The organism is Bifidobacterium italicum, from assembly GCF_002286915.1.
Lineage (GTDB): Bacteria > Actinomycetota > Actinomycetes > Actinomycetales > Bifidobacteriaceae > Bifidobacterium > Bifidobacterium italicum.
Genome location: NZ_MVOG01000011.1, coordinates 65,837 through 82,907, shown reverse-complemented (window position 1 = coordinate 82,907; position 17,071 = coordinate 65,837). Strand labels below are relative to the sequence as shown.

The following is a 17,071-nucleotide window of genomic DNA, read 5'->3' as shown; positions in this document are numbered from 1 at the left end:
GCAATCGAAATAGGGAATTGGTTGCAACACATCGGACGGAGAAGTCCATGCAATGAAAGGAGAAGGAGTCATGAAAGTGAAAACCTTTATCACAGGTACCGCATCGGCATTGCTTGCCGCCGGCGTAGCGCCCAGCTGCGCTTCGGTGGCCAACGCAGCGAGTGCAACATACTATCCGGTCAGCAGTAGCGTGATCGAGAATGGGTATTATCGTGGTAGTTATGTTGCTGCTGCCAATCGCTCGTATATCACGTTGAGTTCTAATTCACATACTACCGCATGCTATGCAAAGCAGGATGGACATGCTAAGCCAGCGTACGATATCGGTGGTCCCGGCATGGGATGCAGCGCCGTCCAGACAGGAAGCAATCTCACCGTCGGAGACTACGTACAGTACATAGTCTCCTGATTCGAAACATACAATAACTCAAATCATCCTGTCGAGTCGAATCATCAATAGATTCGACCCGACAGGATTCAATCATTCGCAGTGATGGGTAGTAGACAATGCATATCAAACGGCTATCATGCATAATTTTAACAATAGGCCTCTTTGTTCTGACCGGTTGCGGCACCGTTGATTCATCCGTGCTGCAGTCACAGTCCGCGTCCGACTCCACCTCAGCAGAAGCTCCTTCGGCAAAGATCGCATCATCGCTTTCCGAGCGCATTCAGAATCTTCTTGCCATGAATGACACTCTGTCACAGCCGATGTCCGAAAAGCAGATCGCAATTCTCAAGACGGCCCTTGACCATGACGGCAAGGTGTCCAAAACCGATTATGACCAGGCATGGAGCAACTACCAACAGTGCATCATCGATAAAGGCTATGCGGCGCCCACCAGCACCATGTATGCCAACGGAATCCGCGGCACCATAACACAGACCGACGTTGAAGGCCGAGGGGATGATGTCTTCCAGAAGACCCAAGATGATTCAAGTGCCTGCAGATTGAGCGAGTATCTGTATGTGGATGAGATGTACCGGTTGTCGTTAGGCAATCCGAACCTGTATTCCGATCGCAGTGAGGGACTCGTGGATTGCCTCAAACGCAATCAGCTGGTCAATCCCTCCTATACCGCACAACAGTACGAAAAGGAGTTCGAGGAAAATGGGACCGTCTATTCGAAACAGCTTCAACAGCATTCTCCCAACGAAGCTTGGAACCTATCCAAAGAAGCGTTTTCCTTTGATTTTGATGACGGTCAGGTGCAATACTGCTTTGCCACCAATGGGCTTGATGTGAAAACATGGGGCCCCGAATCAGACGAGGGTGTGTGGTACCCGTTCCGCACCAACAACCAATGACGTCCACTTCACTGCCAGCCGAACAATTCGCAATGCCATGCCATCAAGCGCCATCAGAATAGAGATCAATCGCAACAAAACATCCGAAGAAGTCCATACAAAAAGAGACGATTCCAAAGGCATAATGAACTGCTCCCCAAAAGTTAGATGTTGTGTATCATGGTAGCATCCTAGATCTTCAGAGCCCATTGTCTAGATACGAGTGCGTCTAGATACAAGTGCAACACCCGTTAGATTGGTACTTGTGTAGAAAACCAGTCTACAGGGATATCGCACCTATGGGAGTAGCATATTCCGCCCGTATTGTGCAAAATTGGCGCTTTGGAATTGAGGTGGTGCAGGAGAATTGGACTCTTGATCGGGAAGGAGTCCAGCTTTCCTGTACCGCCACACAATGCGGAACAACACAACTTGTCCAAGCACAACAGGCGAACACCTCGCGCACCAGAGGCTCAACGTCGAGCCGGGTCACATGCACTTCATGACCCATGTGGTAGTGGTAGGTGGACCGGGACAGACCGGCGGCCTCGGGCAGGTCATCCAGCCGGTGTCCCTACATTCCACATATCGTTCAGTGGCACAAACGATAAATGCACAAAACAACCAACCTACGCATTTTGCATCTATGAATCCCCGGCGTGTCGCATATGCGCAAAACGCGTAAGTCGTTTGACACCACCCGACGCTCAATGCCATGCTGTAAACGTCATCGATACAGGGAATCGATGTACAACAATTGGACGAAGAAGTCCAACCGACGAAAAGGAAAGGAGAAGGAGTCATGAAAGTGAAATCCTTCGTCAAAGGTACGGTGTCCGCACTGCTGGCCGCCGCGTCGCCCTCAGCTGCGCATCCGTGGCCAACGCGGCAAGTGCTACCTACTACCCGATCAGCAGTGGTGTGATCGAGAACGGTTACTACCGCGGCAGCTATACGGCCGCCGCCAAACGCTCGTACATCACCCTGAGTTCCATGTCACATACCACGAAATGCTACGCAAAGCAGGACGGGCATTCCACGGAGGCGTCCAGCGTCGGCAACCCCGGCATGGGGTGCAGCGCCGTCCAGACCGGCACCGATCTCACCGTCGGAGACTACGTCAGGTATGTAGTGTCCTGATTTGAATACCATCAATATTTCCGTCAGGTTGAATCAGAACATCAATCGATTCAACCTGACCGAATTCCAATTATTTATAGTAATGGATACCAGACGATGAATACCAAACGACTATATTGCGCGGTCCTGGCAGCAGGGCTCCTTATCCTCACCGGCTGCGGCACCGTCGACGCATCATCCCAGCATGCACCCACTGACTCATCCACTGAGGTGGCCTCGGCAAAGATCGCATCATCGCTTTCCGAGCGCATTCAGAATCTTCTTGCGATGAATGACACGCTGTCACAGCCGATGTCCGAGAAACAGATAGCGATCCTCAAAAGAGCCCTTGACCATGACGGCAAGGTGTCCAAAACCGATTATGACCAGGCATGGAGCAACTACCAACAGTGCGTCATCGATAAAGGTTATGCGGCCCCTACCAGCACCATATATTCTGACGGGATCCGTGGCAGCACGACAGTGACCGACGCCGACGACCGAGGGGAGGACGCCCTGCATAAGGCCCAAGATGATTCAGGTGCCTGCCTATCAAGCGAGTATCTGATGGTGGATGAGATGTACCGATTGTCTTTAGGCAATCCACAGCTGTACGCCGACCGTGATGAAGGCTTCGTGGACTGCCTCAAACGCAACCAATTGGTGGATCCCTCCTACACCGCACAACAGTTCAAGAAGGAATTCGAGCAAAGCGGTGAGGAGTACGAGGCAAACCCGGAACAGTATCCCCCCAAAGAAGCTTGGCAAAAGTCACAGGAGGTCTATTCCTTTGATTTTTACGACAGTCAGGTGCAATACTGCTTCGCCACCAACGGGCATGACGTGAAGACATGGGCTCCCGAATCGGACGAGGGTGTGTGGCATCCGTTCCGCACCAACAACCAATAACGTCCACGCCATGATGAGGAAATCATGAAGGCATTACGGATGACACCCACGTACTCCATCGGACATCAACGCATGAAGATGAAGAAGGTTAGTTGATGAGGAACTCACATGGATGGAAGCTCGCGGTGCTCGCCATCGCGGTATTGGTCACGACGGCTTCATGCACGAACGGCCACAACCAGACCGGCGCGGACGGCGCGACGACCGCGTCACAATCCGACGTATCCGATGCAGGCGCCAACGCGAAGCTGGCCTCATCCTTCACGGAACGCATCAACACGTTGCTTGAGCTCGACGACCAAAGCGACGAGGCGGACCGCATGACCCAGCAGCAGCGGGACATGCTGCAGCGGGCGCTCGCGCATGACGGCATCGTCAGCAAAGCGGATTATGAACAGGCGTGGGAGAACTACAAACAGTGCCTCGTCGACAAGGGATACACCAAGCCCGATCTGCCTCGGTACGCCAACGGATTGTACAGTCCGATCAAATCCACCGACAGCTCGACGCTGACCGAGGAGGAACGCGACAAGCTGATGGCGGATATGCACGCATGCTCGAACCATTATGTCGCAGTGGACGAGATGTACCGCTACAGCATAGCCAATCCGGATATGCTCTCCAACAACGAGGAGGCGGCCGTCGATTGCCTGCACCGCAAGAAGGCCGCCGAACCCTCCTACACGATTTCCGAATATCGTCAGGACAATGCCTCCTACGAAACATATCTGTCGCAGCATTCCGAAGACCCCGACCGTTATGAGCAGGCGCGCAGACAGTACAGGCTGGATCTTGGCAACGGTGACGTCATCACCTGTCTGGTCGCGAACGCGAATCAGATGTACACCGACGACGCCAACCCATGGAAGCCATTCGGCTGATGGGGCCGCAGGGTCGTAGCCCCATGACGAGCGGGCGACCACAGGCCGGACATGGATTATCGGCGGAAAGACTCCAAGTCTTTCCGCCGATAATCCATGTCCGGCCTTAGAATGAATCCGAGACGGAAGGGGAAATATGCATCTGATGATGGTGGAGAACGACCCGCGTGCTGCAGAGAACATCGGCAGCTATCTAAAGCTCCAGCGGCCGGATATCCGCATACACGCCTTGCGCGGCAACGAACATGACGTGGTGGAGCAGTGCGACGCATCGGACATCGTGCTCCTCGACATGCATCTCATTCCTCAATCAGGCCCGGAATTATGCAGGCAGCTTCGCGCCATCAACGACCACACTCCGGTGCTCGGCATGACGTGCATCGCGATGGAGTATTATCTCGACGAAATCACAGCGGCGGGCGCGCAAGGACTGATACAGAAGGAACAGCTGATCTCAATGCCCAAACTCATCGAACTGCTCGTCCACGGCGGTGCGATGCGAGGGTTCCGGACCGCCCGCGACGCGCATACCGCAATCGTCGAGGAGATGAATCAGACAGGGGAAGCAACGCTTCACACGCTCCCTCCCCTGTCCAATCCACTCACGCCTCAGGAACAGGAGACCTTCGCGTTGATGCGGCAGTATGGCGCGGACAGCGCGGCCATCGCCGCGCACATGGGGCTGAGCGCCTCCACCGTACGCGGCTATATGCGCAACATCGCCGCCAAATACGGCGTAGGCTCACCCAAGAACGTCGTCAGGCTGCTGCTGAACGGACGTTGACGGCGCGCGCCGTGTGCACGTGTCCATCCGCTTCAATCGGCAGTTCGACGTAGCCTTTCCAAACGCCGTCCACCCGTTCATGGCTGAACGTACCGCCCATCGACGTGATGAGCGAGCGCAGGACGCGGATGCCGTTGCCTCCCTGTATCTTCGGTTCGCTTGATTCGGCGATGTCGTTCTCGTAGAGGATGCATACATGGGCGGCGGTCTCCTCCATCTGCACCCGGTATCGCCCCGCGGCGTCGCCATGTTTGAGGATGTTGGCGTAGATCTCGTGGCAGATCAGCATGACCAGTCCGTTGACCTCCCGGTCATGGACGTTCGCGTCGCGCATGACATCCACCTCGGTGCCGCCGGCGAATCCATGCCGATGCAGCAGTTCGTCGCCCGCTTTCCCCTGGTCTTTCAGTACCGTGGCGATGTCCTTGTCCCGGCTGTCGGACAGGCGCAGCGACATCGAATCATCACGCAGCTGCATGATGATCCCACGCAGGTCGCCTAAGGCGTTGCTGGCGTATTCCCCGACGCGTTCCCACCGCTCGTCGTCCGATTTGCCCGGATCGGCGTTCCTCAGCTGTACCTCCATCGAGATGAGGGCGAGCTCCTGGGACAGGGCGTCATGCAGGTAGGCGGCCAGATACTGGTTCGATTCCAGCTGCCTGACCTTGACTTCGAGCTCCACGGCTTTGCGCAGCTGTTCGTTGCGCCGGTCGTTCCAAGCCAGGAACCGGCCGACGACGACCATGGCGAGATACACCATGCAGAACGCCGTGCAGCCGTAGGGGGAGAAGGAGCCCAGCTTGACGTTCGTCTCTATGCATGTATATGCGGCCATGACGAACCACAGGGCCGCGGCGATCCTGGTCGATGTCTTATAACTGATCAGCACCACGGCGAGGAACAGGAAGTAGGCCGTGAACTGCCCGTAGCCGGGGATGGCGTATTCGCCGACGCCGTTGAGCAGCAGCACCGCGACGGACGCCCACACCGGGAACCAGTAGCAGCATACGACGATGGCCTGGGCCACCATCAGCCACACCATGGTGCCGGCGGAGGGCTTGGGCATCGCGTACACCCATACGTTCAGCTCATACAGCACCGAGAACACGATGATGAAGAAAGCGATGTATGGGTGCCGGATGCGCCTGATCCCGCGTCCTTTCGACGTCATTGCGCGTGCGCCCTGCCTCAGATCAGGCACAGGCCGAGCCAATGCAGGAACGCATTGCAGCCCCTGCCCGATTCGGCCGTGGTCGGCGCGGCGTCCATCGTGTCGACCTGCATGGAGGCGGCCGGCGCGGCCTGCATGGAGCATACCAGACCGATGGAGGCGATGATGGAGGCAATGGACATGATGATCTTCTCCTTTATTCGTGATGATCCCATTCGGGATCATCCGTGGTTTCAGTTCCTGCCAAGCTTATCAAGCAGCAGCGCCTCGGCGATGACGTCCTTCTCGAGTCCGGAGACGCTCACCGATTCGTTCGGACTGTGCGCGTTCGAGATCGGGTCCTCGGGGCCGGTGACGAGCACCTGCGCGTCGGGGAAGATCTTCTGCAATTCCGGGATGAACGGGATCGAACCGCCCTCACCCTTGTTCACCGGGGCGACGCCGAAGGCCTCCTCGAGCGCGGCGGCCGCGTCGGCGCTCGCCTCGCAGTCGGGATCCATCGCCCAGCCCATGCCGGCGTCGAGCGGCGTGACGTGCACGTCGGCGCCGAAGGGCGCGTTGCCTTCGAAGAACTCGACCATCGCGTTCATCGCGGCGTGCGGGTCCTGCAGCGGCGAGACGCGCAGACTCACACGGAACGTCGTCTCCGGGCTGATCACATTGAACGATCCGTCGACCGGATGGGCGTCGAAGCCGATGACGGTCGCGCTCGGCTTCGTCCACAGCCGCGAGGCGAGCGAGCCGTCGCCGGCGAGCCGGTAGGAGTCGACGACGCCCGCCGCCGCGCGCATGTCCATCTCCTCGACGTCGCGCTGCAGGCCGCCGATCGGGTCGCCGCCCTCGACGCCCGGGATTGCGAGCGCGCCGTCCTCGTCGTACATCTTCGCGATGAGCATCGCCGCGAGCGTGTTCGCGTCCAGGATCGGGCCGCCGTACTGGCCGGAGTGCACCGGATGCTCGAGCACCTTGACATGCACGTCGCAGGTCGCGTTGCCGCGCAGCGACGTCGTCAGCGACGGCACATCGGGCGCCCAGTTGCCCGAGTCGGCGACGATGATCACGTCGGAGTCGAATTCGTCGTGGTGTTCCTCGATGAAGGGGATGAAGCTCGCCGAGCCCATCTCCTCCTCGCCCTCGAAGAAGATCTTGATGTTGACGCCGAGGTCGTCGCCGAGCGCCTTGAGCGCGCCATAGTGGATCGCGATGCCGCCGGTGTCGTCGCAGGTGCCGCGTCCGTACAGGCGGTCGCCCACCTGCGTGACCTCGAAGGGGTCGGTGTCCCATTCGTTCGGATCCGGTACGGGCTGTACGTCGTGGTGCGCGTACAGCAGCACCGTCGGCGCGTCCGGATTCGTCTCAAGCGAGCCGATGACCTCCCACGCACCGGCGGTTCCGTCCGGGTTGTGCGACTGCACGACGCGCGCGTCGACGCCGACCTCGCGCATGATCCGCGCGACGTACTGCGCGGACTGCTCCATATGGTCGCCGGTGATGCCCTGCGCGGACACCGACCTGAGCGCCACCTTCTGGCGCACGACGTCCATGATGCCCTGCCAGTCCGCCGCCACGCGCGCGCGGATCTCCTGTGCCGATATCTCCATGTCGTTCCTTTCGTCGTCGCCGCCCGCACCTGCCGGCAGCGGGCGTCCGTCCCCGTCACGCCGCGCGTCGCGCACGCCATGCGCGCATGCGCGACATATGCACGACGCACGCATGCGCGCCATATGCACCGCGCGTGCCGCGAATCCCTTACGGGCGGCACGTCGTGCTTACGGGCCGCGCGCCGGCATATGCGCCGCAGGACGACGTCGTTTCCTTACGGGCGGCATCTGCAACGCGCCTGCGCGCAACGCCTCCCTACGGGCGGCGTCGCTTACGGGTCGTATGTCTCGATTGTCGATTGTAGGCGGCTCCGTCGCCCTGTGCCGCGCCCTGCGCCGAGGGCGGCGCAGCCTCCTCGGCGTCGATGTCTTCACGTACGCTCGTGCTTCATGGCAGTGAACAAGAAGGACGAAGGCAACGAAGGACAGGCCGAGCGCAACGCGCGCGGCGCGAACGCGCAGCTCAGGGAGGAGCAGGCCGGCAAGGGCCGTCCGACGCCGAAACGCAAGGATGCGCAGGCGAAGAACATCCGACCGCTGGTGCCGAAGGACAGCGCGGCGCAGCGCAAGGAGGCGAAGCGTCGCCTGCGCGAGCGCGAGAACCGCGAATACGAGGCGATGCGCACCGGCGACCTGCAGAACATGCCGAAGGCCGAGCGCCTTCCCTGGCGCGTCTATGTGCGCGACTATGTGGACGCCCGCTTCAACATCGGCGAGTTCTTCATCCCCGTGGCGCTTGTCATCCTTGTCCTGTCCGTCATCGTCACGGCCTTTGCCAGGCAGATCCCCTACAGCATCCAGATCACGCTGATCCTGATGACGCTCCTGTATCTGTATCTGTTCGCGATCATCATCGACGTCGTCGTGATGTGGCGCAAACTCAAGAAGCTGCTCATCGCCAAATACGGCGAGCAGGCGGTCGCCAAAGGCATGCGCACCGGATCCTACGCGTGGAGCCGCGCGATCCAGCTGCGTCGCTGGCGTCTGCCGAAGCCGCGCTACAAGAAGCGCGGCCATTGGCCCAAGTAAGACCCCGCAGAAGGGCCGGGAGGAAGCAACGGCTTCCTCCCGGCCCTTCTTGTTGCCTGTCCCTCATGCGCCCCTCCTCCCCAGGCAGTCCCCTTCCTTATGGGAGGCACATGCCACGTCATGCACGACATCATTACGCCGCGCACACCATTTGATTGTTACGGGCAGCGCATCCGTTACGGGTAGCGCATCCTCGCAGACGACATGCGACATCACCGTCATCATGTCCCCGTTCTCGTCATCATGCGCCTCGATCGGCAACGGGAAGCACGACACGGCGCCCATCCGCAACGGCGCGACGCCCATCCCCGCCCACGACGACGTCGCAGACGACGAAGGCGGCGACTGCAGAGACTCCTCCCGTAACGACTGCCGCCCGTAACGACATCGCAGTCGAGGACGAAAGCAGCGCCCGCGGCGACGCCGCCCGTAACGACATCGCAGTCGAGGACGAAAGCAGCGCCCGCGGCGACGCCGCCCGTAACGACATCGCAGTCGAGGACGAAAGCAGCGCCCGCGGCGACGCCGCCCGTAACGATTCACCACCGCCCATAGCGATGCGCCCCCGTAACGCTGCGGCGATGTGCCGATGATGCCCCGTAACAAACAACATGCCACCCGTAACGGCGAGGCGCCTCGCCGTTACGCCTTGCATTACAATGGTTGCCGGTTATCGGTCGCATATCTCAGCTGTCTGGAGGCATCGTGGCATCGTTACAATTCGACATCGCAATCATCGGCGCGGGCCCCGGCGGTTATTCCACAGCCCTGCGGGCGGCCGAGCTCGGCAAATCGGTCGTCATGGTCGAACGCGACGGGACGCTCGGCGGTACCTGCCTCAACCGCGGATGCATCCCGTCGAAAGCGCTCATCACCGCCACCCGTACGCTCGACGCGCTCGCGCACGGCGAGACGATGGGCATCGTCTCCACGCTCGAGGAGATCGATTTCGGGCGCCTGCGCGACTACCGCGAACACACCGTCGCAACGCTCGTCGACGGCCTGCGCACACTGGTCGAATACCGCGGGATCACCGTCTACCGCGGCGACGCGTCGCTTGGTTCCGACCGCCATGTGCGCGTCGTGCCCTCCCCCGGCCAGGAGCATGTGCAGCGATTCGCGAAGAACGGCGGATTCGACGAGATCGACGACGACATCGACATCACGGCCGGCGACATCGTACTCGCCACCGGTTCGCGCCCGCGCGACCTCCCCGGAACGACGTACCACGGCGCGATCGTCGATTCGACGGCCGCGCTGTCGCTCAACACGTTCCCCCACAGCGCGGTGATCATCGGATCCGGCGCCGTCGCGCTCGAGTTCGCGTCGATCTGGAACAGCGCGGGCAGCGACGTGACGCTGCTCATCCGCAAGGACAACGTGCTGTCGAAAAGCGACCGCCGCGCCGCGCTCGCGTTGTCGCGCGAACTCAAGCGTCGCGGCATCGACATCATCCGCGATGCGCACGTCCACGGCGTGGATACCGGCGTCAATCTCGGCGCGACCGTGCACTACACGCTCGGCGACGACGACGAGGAGCGCACGATCTCCGCGGAGATCGTGCTCGGCGCGATAGGCCGCGCGCCGAACACGGACGAGCCGTGGTTCGCCGACAGCGGCGTCGCGCTCGACGACGACGGCATGGTCGTCATCGATGCATACGGTCGCACGAACCTCGACCACGTCTGGGCGCTGGGTGACATCACGGCCGGCCATGCACTCGCGCACCGCGCCTTCGCGCAGGGGCTCGTCATCGCCGAGACGATCGCCGGGCTCGACGCGAGGCCGGTGAACGAGGACGCCATCGCGAACATCGTGTTCAGCTCGCCGGAGTTCGCCACCGTCGGCCTCACGCTGCGCGATGCACAGGCGGATGCGCGCTACGACGACGTCAAGGAGACCGTGTTCCCGGTGATGTCGAATCCGCGCATGGTCATGAGCGCCACGGGCGGCTCCTTCTCAATCGTCACCGGACGCGACGCGGAGGGGGACGACGTCGAGGTCGTGCTCGGCGTGCACGTCGTCGCGCCGGACGCGAGCGACATGATCGCCGAGGCCCAGCAGATCGTCGCCAACCACATCCCGCTGCACGAGGCGGCCGACGCGATCCATCCGCATCCGACCTTCAGCGAGATGATCGGCGAGACGCTGCTCAAGGCCGACGGCCGTCCGCTGCATACCCGCTGACGGCGGCGATTCCGCTCGCTTTGGCGGCGGGACGACGCCGTCCCGCCGCTGCGCATCCCCTACCCGTCCTCCTGACATAAGACGGCTGCCTTGCGCCACGCCCCGGACCGGGCATCACCTCTTCTTATTCTTATCCTTACTTCTTATCCTTACGGGTTCTTACAGGTGGCACGCATTCCCCTACGGGCAGCACGATGTCCCCGTCGAATGTTCCTCAACGCGTCCCCCACGGCTGCCCCCATGGGCAGCGGTTGCCCCCCTATGGCCCTTACGGGCGGCAGGCAGCAGCATTACGGCGTCCTAAATCTCTTATGGGCAGTACGACCTCTTACGGGCAGTACGACCTCTTATGGGTAGTACGGCCTCCGCCTGCAGACGGGGTCGGATCCCCTTACCGGAGGCACAACCATGGTCCTGCGTTTCCACGGACGCCCCGTAGGCGACACAAGATGGGGATGGTCAGCTGATAGAGTATGGAACCATTGCAACAGCACGCATCCGATAGCGTTCGCAAAATGTTCGCAAAGTAATTAGGAGAGGCGATACATGGCATCGAAGGACGAGCAGCCGAAGAAGAAAAAACGCGGCATGTTCAGCCAGATCAAGCAGATCTACCAGTTCACGCACAAGGAGGACAAGGCGCTGCCGTGGATCGTCGGCGGCGTGTTCGCGATCCCGCTCGTCATCGGACTGATCTGCGGATTCGTGTTCCACTGGGGATGGTTCGGATGGATCAGCTGGATGATCCTCGCCGCCGTCACCGGTCTGCTGTTCGCCACGATCGTGCTCACGCGCCGCGCGGACGCCGTCGGCTTCAAGCAGCTCGAGGGTCAACCGGGTGCGGCCATCAGCGTCCTCGGCAACATGAAAAGAGCCGGCTATGACTTCCCGCAGGAACCGGTGTGGGTCGACCCGCGCTCGCATGACGCGATCTGGCGCGGCACCGGCTATCAGGGCATCTATCTGATCGGCGAGGGCGACTACGGCCGCGTCATGCGCGCGATGGACCGCCAGGAGAAGATGATCAAGGGCGTGACCGCCGGTTCGCAGATCCCGATCTACCGCATCTGCGTCGGCACAGGACCCAAGCAGGTGCGTCTCAAGGATCTGCGCAACGTCATCCTCAAGAAGCGCACGTATGTTCCGAACACGACCTCCAACAAGCTTGTGCGCACGGTGAGGAAGCGCCGTCGGTTCGTGATGACCAAGGACCAGCTCATCACGCTCAACGAACGTCTGCATACGCTGCAGCGCAAGAGCGGCATGGGCGTCCCCAAGGGCATCGACCCGATGCGCATGCAGAAGGTCAGCAAGCGCGCGATGCGCGGACGCTGACCGTCGTCCCCTGAGATTGCCGGGGCCGGTTTCACCGGCCCCTTTTTTGTTTGCGTTGCCCCACTGCCCGTCGACGCCCGCGGCCTGCGCTGATGCGCCGTCCGTCGCGCTCCGATGACCGTCCGCGTATCGCGAGGCGATGCAAGGGAAGCGGCGAGCCGTAGCTATCCTCGCCCGCAGTCGCGCGGCCTCCCGTGGCAACCGCCGACCATATGCTCAGCCGCCATCCGTTCCGCAGATCGCGCCTACCCATGGGAAACGACCGCCAGCAGGACATGCCGCTCATGGAGACCAAGCCGCCCGTAACGGCAGCCACATGCAAGAACGACCGCCCGTAGGGACGACGGCCCGTAATGACCGCCCGTTACAGGGTCACGGCAGCGCGGCGTCCACATTGTGCGCAGCCGCGCGGCGCATGCGGCCACGCTTCCCGCATCGCCTCAGCGCAGTCGTTCCAACGATTCCGATGGTCCGCCGATTCCATCCGCGGCGCCCGAAACATGTTCGTAACTCAAACTTCGAGTGAGCGAAACGCTGTGACCTATGCTGATATGCGTAATCCACTTATTGAAAGGAGCGGTCCCGTGACCACACTCGAAACCAAGGAAGACGCCGAGGCCCTGATCAATCAGGAAGGCATCGAGTATGTCTCCGTTCGCTTCACCGATCTGATTGGTGTTCAGCAGCACTTCACGGTCCCTGCCAGCGAATTCCTCAAGGACGCGTTCGACGAGGGCATGCCGTTCGACGGCTCCTCCATCGAGGGCTTCCAGGCCATCAACGAGTCCGACATGAAGCTCGTCCCGGACATCACGACCGCCTACGTCGACCCGTTCCGCAAGCACAAGACGCTCAACGTCGCGTTCTCGATCGTCGACCCGCTGACCGATGAACCGTATTCGCGCGATCCGCGTCAGGTCGCGGCGAAGGCCGAGGCCTACCTGAAGTCGACCGGCATCGCCGACACCGCCTCCTTCGCCCCGGAAGCCGAGTTCTTCATCTTCGACAAGGTCCGCTTCGGCAACGACATGCGCGGCTCCTTCTACGAGGTCGATTCCGTCGAGGCGCCGTGGAACTCCGGACTCGACGTCGAAGAGGACGGCACGCCGAACATCGGTTTCAAGAACCGTGTCAAGCGCGGCTACTTCCCGGTCCCGCCGATCGACCACACGCAGGATCTGCGCGACGACATGGTCGCCAACCTGCAGAAGGTCGGACTCATCCTCGAACGCGCGCATCATGAGGTCGCCGGCGCCGGCCAGCAGGAGATCAACTACCGCTTCAACTCGCTGCAGCACGCGGGCGACGACCTGATGAAGTACAAGTACGTCGTCCATGAGACGGCCGCGCTCGCCGGCAAGGCCGCGACCTTCATGCCGAAGCCGATCGCGGGCGACAACGGCACCGGCATGCACTGCCACCAGTCGCTGTGGAAGGACGGCAAGCCGCTGTTCTACGATGAGAAGAACTACGGCGGTCTTTCCGACATGGCCCGTTGGTACATCGGCGGCCTGATCAAGCACTCCTCGTCGGTGCTCGCGTTCACGAACCCGTCGCTCAACTCGTATCATCGCCTCGTCCCGGGCTTCGAGGCGCCGGTCAACCTCGTCTACTCCGCCCGCAACCGCTCCGCCGCGATCCGCATCCCGCTCGCGGGCACGTCGCCGGCCGCGAAGCGCATCGAGTTCCGCGCCCCGGATCCGTCGTGCAACCCGTTCCTCGCGTTCTCCGCGCAGCTCATGGCGGGCCTTGACGGCATCCTCAACCACATCGAGCCGCCGGAGCCGGTCGACAAGGACCTCTATGAGCTTCCTCCGGAGGAGCACGCCGGCATCAAGCAGGTGCCGTCCTCGCTCGCCGAGGCGCTCGACGCGCTCGAGGAGGATCACGACTTCCTGACCGCCGGCGACGTCTTCACCGAGGACCTCATCGAGACCTGGATCGACCTCAAGCGCGGCGAGATCGATCAGGCCCGTCTGCAGCCGACCCCGCTCGAGTATGAGCTCTACTTCCACATCTGATCCTCCCCGGATCCGATGAGTCACAACGGGCGGCACCCTTCCGGTGCCGCCCGTTCTTCATCATCACCGCCCTGAGTGCCGCCATCCTCTCTCGACTGCCCGTAAGAGAAATCCTCACTCTCCCTATGGCCAGCATGCCCTGCACGGGCGGTACTCGTCCTTCTATCGCTTCTACGGGCAGCATTCTCCTACCGGCAGCACTTTCCCCTTACGAGTGCCCTCCCCCACGGGTAAGCGTCTCCTACCGGCAGTACGCTCCCACGGGTAGCCCGCCTATGGGTGGCACTCTCCATCGGCGGCGCTTTCGTTACGGGTAGCGCCCTTCTCATTGGGATATCTTTTTTGCTTCCATCGATCTTCCGCGCCGCCGACGTCCCGTAATCCGTTCGAACGACGAAAGTGCATGGTCTCTGCTTTACTGGATGCGGACACGGGGGCTTGCCAAGCAGGCTGAGAGGAAGCGTGAGCTTCGACCGCATGAACGTGAATCGGATAATGCCGGCGCACGGACGTCTCTTTCCCCGTGCCTTCCACATATATGCATATGACAAGGAAAGGCACTTCCATGACCAATACTGAAATCGATGCCGCCCGCATCCCGTACGCATCACGCCGATGGCGCGTCGTCGATCTGGTGACCGCCACCGCCATCGCCGCCGCCTCCGGGCTTGTCTTCTGGGTGTGGGATTTCATCTGCACCGCGCCGCTGACGCTGTTCGGCGCCGTCACCCCCGGATTCGAGGGCATCCTCAACGCGTTCTGGTTGTTCGCAGGCCCGCTTGCGGCCATCATCATTCGCAAACCCGGCGCGGCGTTGTATGCGGAAACCGTCGCGGCGATGCTCGAACTGCTGCTGGGCAACCAATGGGGCGCCGGCGGTTCGCTTGTCGTCGGCATCATGCAGGGGATCGGCGCCGAGCTCGGCTTCGCACTGCTCGCCTACCGGGTGTGGAATCTGGCGAGCACGATGCTTTCGGGAGCATTGGCGGGACTCGGCTGCGGCATCTACTACTGGATCACGAATCCCGGCTGGGGCGCGCTGCGCGCAAGCGTCTATCTGGCCACCTCGGCGGTCTCCGGCGCGCTCATCGCAGGCGGTCTGAGCTGGGTGCTCTACCGGATGCTGATGAAAACCGGCGCGCTCGACCATTTCGCATCCGGACGCCGATGACGTCCGTTTCCCCACCGGACCGCCCGTAGCCGCCGACGCATACGCATACCGCGCTTACGGGCGGCATCCGGCCAACATGACCTCTTTCTCACATCCGATCCTGCGGGCGGCGCGATTCATCCATCCCAGACCGCGCCGCCCGTTTCCGTTCCGTTCGCCTCTGGCGCGTCCAACACGCATGCAATACAGTGGGTCCTTGTCCACCCCCGGCGAAACCCTCGGCGGGTTCTTTTCCTCCATGCAGAAAGGCATCGAAATCGAATGAACGATGAGACGACGATCATTGAACACGCCGTGTTGGAACGTCTGGATCACGTCATCGACCCCGAATTGGGTCGTTCCGTGACGCAACTGGGAATGATCGCCAACGTCACCGTCATTCCGACTCCCGATGTCGCCGACGGTGCCGCCCGCAGCGATCCAGACGGTGCCGCCCGTAGCGATGGCGCCCATGCCGATCCAGACGGTGCTACCCGTAGCGATGCATACGGCTTGACCGGCCGGGCCTATGACGTCGTCGTCGACGTCGAGCTGACGGTGCCGGGATGCCCGTTGTCCGAGCAGATCGCCGCGCAGATCGAGCAGGCGGTGGCGAGCTACCCGTACGCGAGGCTCACGCCGCATATCAACGTCGGCACGATGGCCGACGCGAAGCTGCACGCGCTCGTCAGCGATCTCAAGGCGGCCCGCCGTGAGAACCCGTTCAACAAACCAGATACGAAGACCCGCGTCTTCGCGATCGCATCCGGCAAGGGCGGCGTCGGCAAATCGTCGATCTCGGCGAACCTCGCGGCCACCTTCGCCGCGCTCGGCTACGACACGGCGGCGATCGACGCCGACATCTACGGCTTCTCGCTGCCGCGCCTTTTCGGCGTGCACGGCCAGCCGACGAATCTCAACGGCATGCTGATGCCGGTCACGTCATGGGGCGTCAAGCTCATGTCGATCGGCATGTTCGCCGGCTCCGACCGCGCGATTCTATGGCGCGGCCCGCGTCTGCAGCGCTCCCTCGAGCAGTTCCTCGCCGACGTGTGGTGGGGCGAGCCGGACGTGCTCATCCTCGATCTGGCTCCCGGTACCGGCGACATGGCGATCTCCGTCGCGCAGGCGCTGCCGAACGCCGAACTCGTCGTCGTCACGACGCCGCAGCCCTCCGCCTCCGACATCGCCGTGCGTTCGGGGCTCGTCGCGCTGCAGGTGCCGATGCAGGTGCGCGGCGTCGTCGAGAACATGAGCTATTTCGAGCATGCCGGCGAACGTCTCGAGATCTTCGGCGCCGGCGGCGGCGAACGCGTCAGCGAGCAGCTGTCGCGCGCGCTCGGCCACGACGTGCCGCTGCTCGCCCGGTTGCCGCTCGATCCGCGCATCCGCGAGATCGGCGAAAGCGAAGGTCGTCCCGCCGTGCTCAACGAGGACGGCACGCTGCGCGACGACGACTTCGGCGACACCTTCATCCGCCTCGCGCGCACGCTCATCGATGCCGATCCCTCGCCGGCCGCCGCCGGTCCACGCTGACACGGACGCCCGACGTCATCGACGACGTCCCCGCGCGGGGAAACCGGCCCGCCGCGGGCGG

At 61.8% G+C, this 17,071-nt stretch carries 15 protein-coding genes and 1 riboswitch; of the genes, 12 read left to right on the top strand and 3 right to left on the bottom strand.

All coding sequences use genetic code 11. The features are described from left to right. Positions 1–70 precede the first annotated feature (70 nt). The 6 genes from B1400_RS09485 (at position 71) to B1400_RS04225 (ending at position 4,980) form a co-directional block, all read left to right on the top strand. Positions 71–409 carry a hypothetical protein gene (locus tag B1400_RS09485; protein WP_133064616.1) on the top strand — a complete coding sequence of 113 codons (339 nt, stop codon included), beginning with the start codon at positions 71–73 and terminating at the stop codon, positions 407–409. 179 nt (positions 410–588) lie between these two features. Next, the gene (locus B1400_RS04245; RefSeq protein WP_133064615.1) at positions 589–1,308 is read left to right on the top strand and encodes a hypothetical protein; all 720 of its coding nucleotides are present in this window, start codon (positions 589–591) and stop codon (positions 1,306–1,308) included. 855 nt (positions 1,309–2,163) lie between these two features. After that, complete coding sequence (locus B1400_RS09650) at positions 2,164–2,427, top strand: hypothetical protein (protein ID WP_157909636.1); 264 nt, start codon at positions 2,164–2,166, stop codon at positions 2,425–2,427. A gap of 96 nt (positions 2,428–2,523) precedes the next feature. Further along, positions 2,524–3,315: a hypothetical protein gene (locus B1400_RS04235; protein ID WP_095613203.1), complete on the top strand. Its 792-nt coding sequence runs from the start codon at positions 2,524–2,526 to the stop codon at positions 3,313–3,315. Positions 3,316–3,410: 95 nt separating this feature from the next. Further along, positions 3,411–4,196 carry a ribonuclease H family protein gene (locus tag B1400_RS04230; protein ID WP_095613202.1) on the top strand — a complete coding sequence of 262 codons (786 nt, stop codon included), beginning with the start codon at positions 3,411–3,413 and terminating at the stop codon, positions 4,194–4,196. Positions 4,197–4,332: 136 nt separating this feature from the next. Continuing rightward, positions 4,333–4,980 (top strand): response regulator, encoded by a 648-nt coding sequence (locus B1400_RS04225; RefSeq protein ID WP_095613201.1) that lies wholly within the window; start codon positions 4,333–4,335, stop codon positions 4,978–4,980. Here the strand turns inward: B1400_RS04225 and B1400_RS04220 are convergent. The 3 genes from B1400_RS04220 to B1400_RS04215 are packed head-to-tail and all read right to left on the bottom strand — an operon-like array spanning position 4,955 to position 7,752. Further along, positions 4,955–6,151: a sensor histidine kinase gene (locus tag B1400_RS04220; RefSeq protein WP_095613200.1), complete on the bottom strand. Its 1,197-nt coding sequence runs from the start codon at positions 6,149–6,151 to the stop codon at positions 4,955–4,957. The two genes, B1400_RS04225 and B1400_RS04220, sit on opposite strands and share 26 nt — an antisense overlap. A 17-nt stretch (positions 6,152–6,168) precedes the next feature. After that, positions 6,169–6,333 (bottom strand): hypothetical protein, encoded by a 165-nt coding sequence (locus tag B1400_RS09645; protein WP_155802698.1) that lies wholly within the window; start codon positions 6,331–6,333, stop codon positions 6,169–6,171. A gap of 51 nt (positions 6,334–6,384) precedes the next feature. Next, the gene (locus B1400_RS04215; protein WP_095613253.1) at positions 6,385–7,752 is read right to left on the bottom strand and encodes a dipeptidase; all 1,368 of its coding nucleotides are present in this window, start codon (positions 7,750–7,752) and stop codon (positions 6,385–6,387) included. A 390-nt stretch (positions 7,753–8,142) separates the two neighbouring features. On the opposite strand from B1400_RS04215, the gene B1400_RS04210 reads away from it, so the two are divergent. From B1400_RS04210 to B1400_RS04180, 6 genes are all read left to right on the top strand, one after another. Next, on the top strand, positions 8,143–8,781 hold the full coding sequence (locus B1400_RS04210) for a DUF3043 domain-containing protein (protein ID WP_095613199.1): 639 nt from the start codon (positions 8,143–8,145) through the stop codon (positions 8,779–8,781). 705 nt (positions 8,782–9,486) lie between these two features. Then, entirely contained in the window at positions 9,487–10,968 is a 1,482-nt protein-coding gene (locus tag B1400_RS04200; RefSeq protein ID WP_095613197.1) for an FAD-dependent oxidoreductase, read from the top strand. Positions 10,969–11,514: 546 nt separating this feature from the next. Continuing rightward, positions 11,515–12,303, top strand: coding sequence for a DUF4191 domain-containing protein (locus B1400_RS04195; RefSeq protein WP_095613196.1), 789 nt, complete (start codon positions 11,515–11,517; stop codon positions 12,301–12,303). 584 nt (positions 12,304–12,887) lie between these two features. Continuing rightward, positions 12,888–14,324 carry a type I glutamate--ammonia ligase gene (gene glnA / locus B1400_RS04190; protein WP_095613195.1) on the top strand — a complete coding sequence of 479 codons (1,437 nt, stop codon included), beginning with the start codon at positions 12,888–12,890 and terminating at the stop codon, positions 14,322–14,324. Positions 14,325–14,744: 420 nt separating this feature from the next. Beyond that, a riboswitch (TPP riboswitch) is annotated at positions 14,745–14,852 on the top strand. A gap of 37 nt (positions 14,853–14,889) precedes the next feature. Beyond that, entirely contained in the window at positions 14,890–15,495 is a 606-nt protein-coding gene (locus tag B1400_RS04185) for an ECF transporter S component (RefSeq protein WP_095613194.1), read from the top strand. A 261-nt stretch (positions 15,496–15,756) separates the two neighbouring features. Further along, the gene (locus B1400_RS04180; protein WP_133064614.1) at positions 15,757–17,010 is read left to right on the top strand and encodes an Mrp/NBP35 family ATP-binding protein; all 1,254 of its coding nucleotides are present in this window, start codon (positions 15,757–15,759) and stop codon (positions 17,008–17,010) included. The last annotated feature ends 61 nt before the right edge of the window (positions 17,011–17,071 follow it).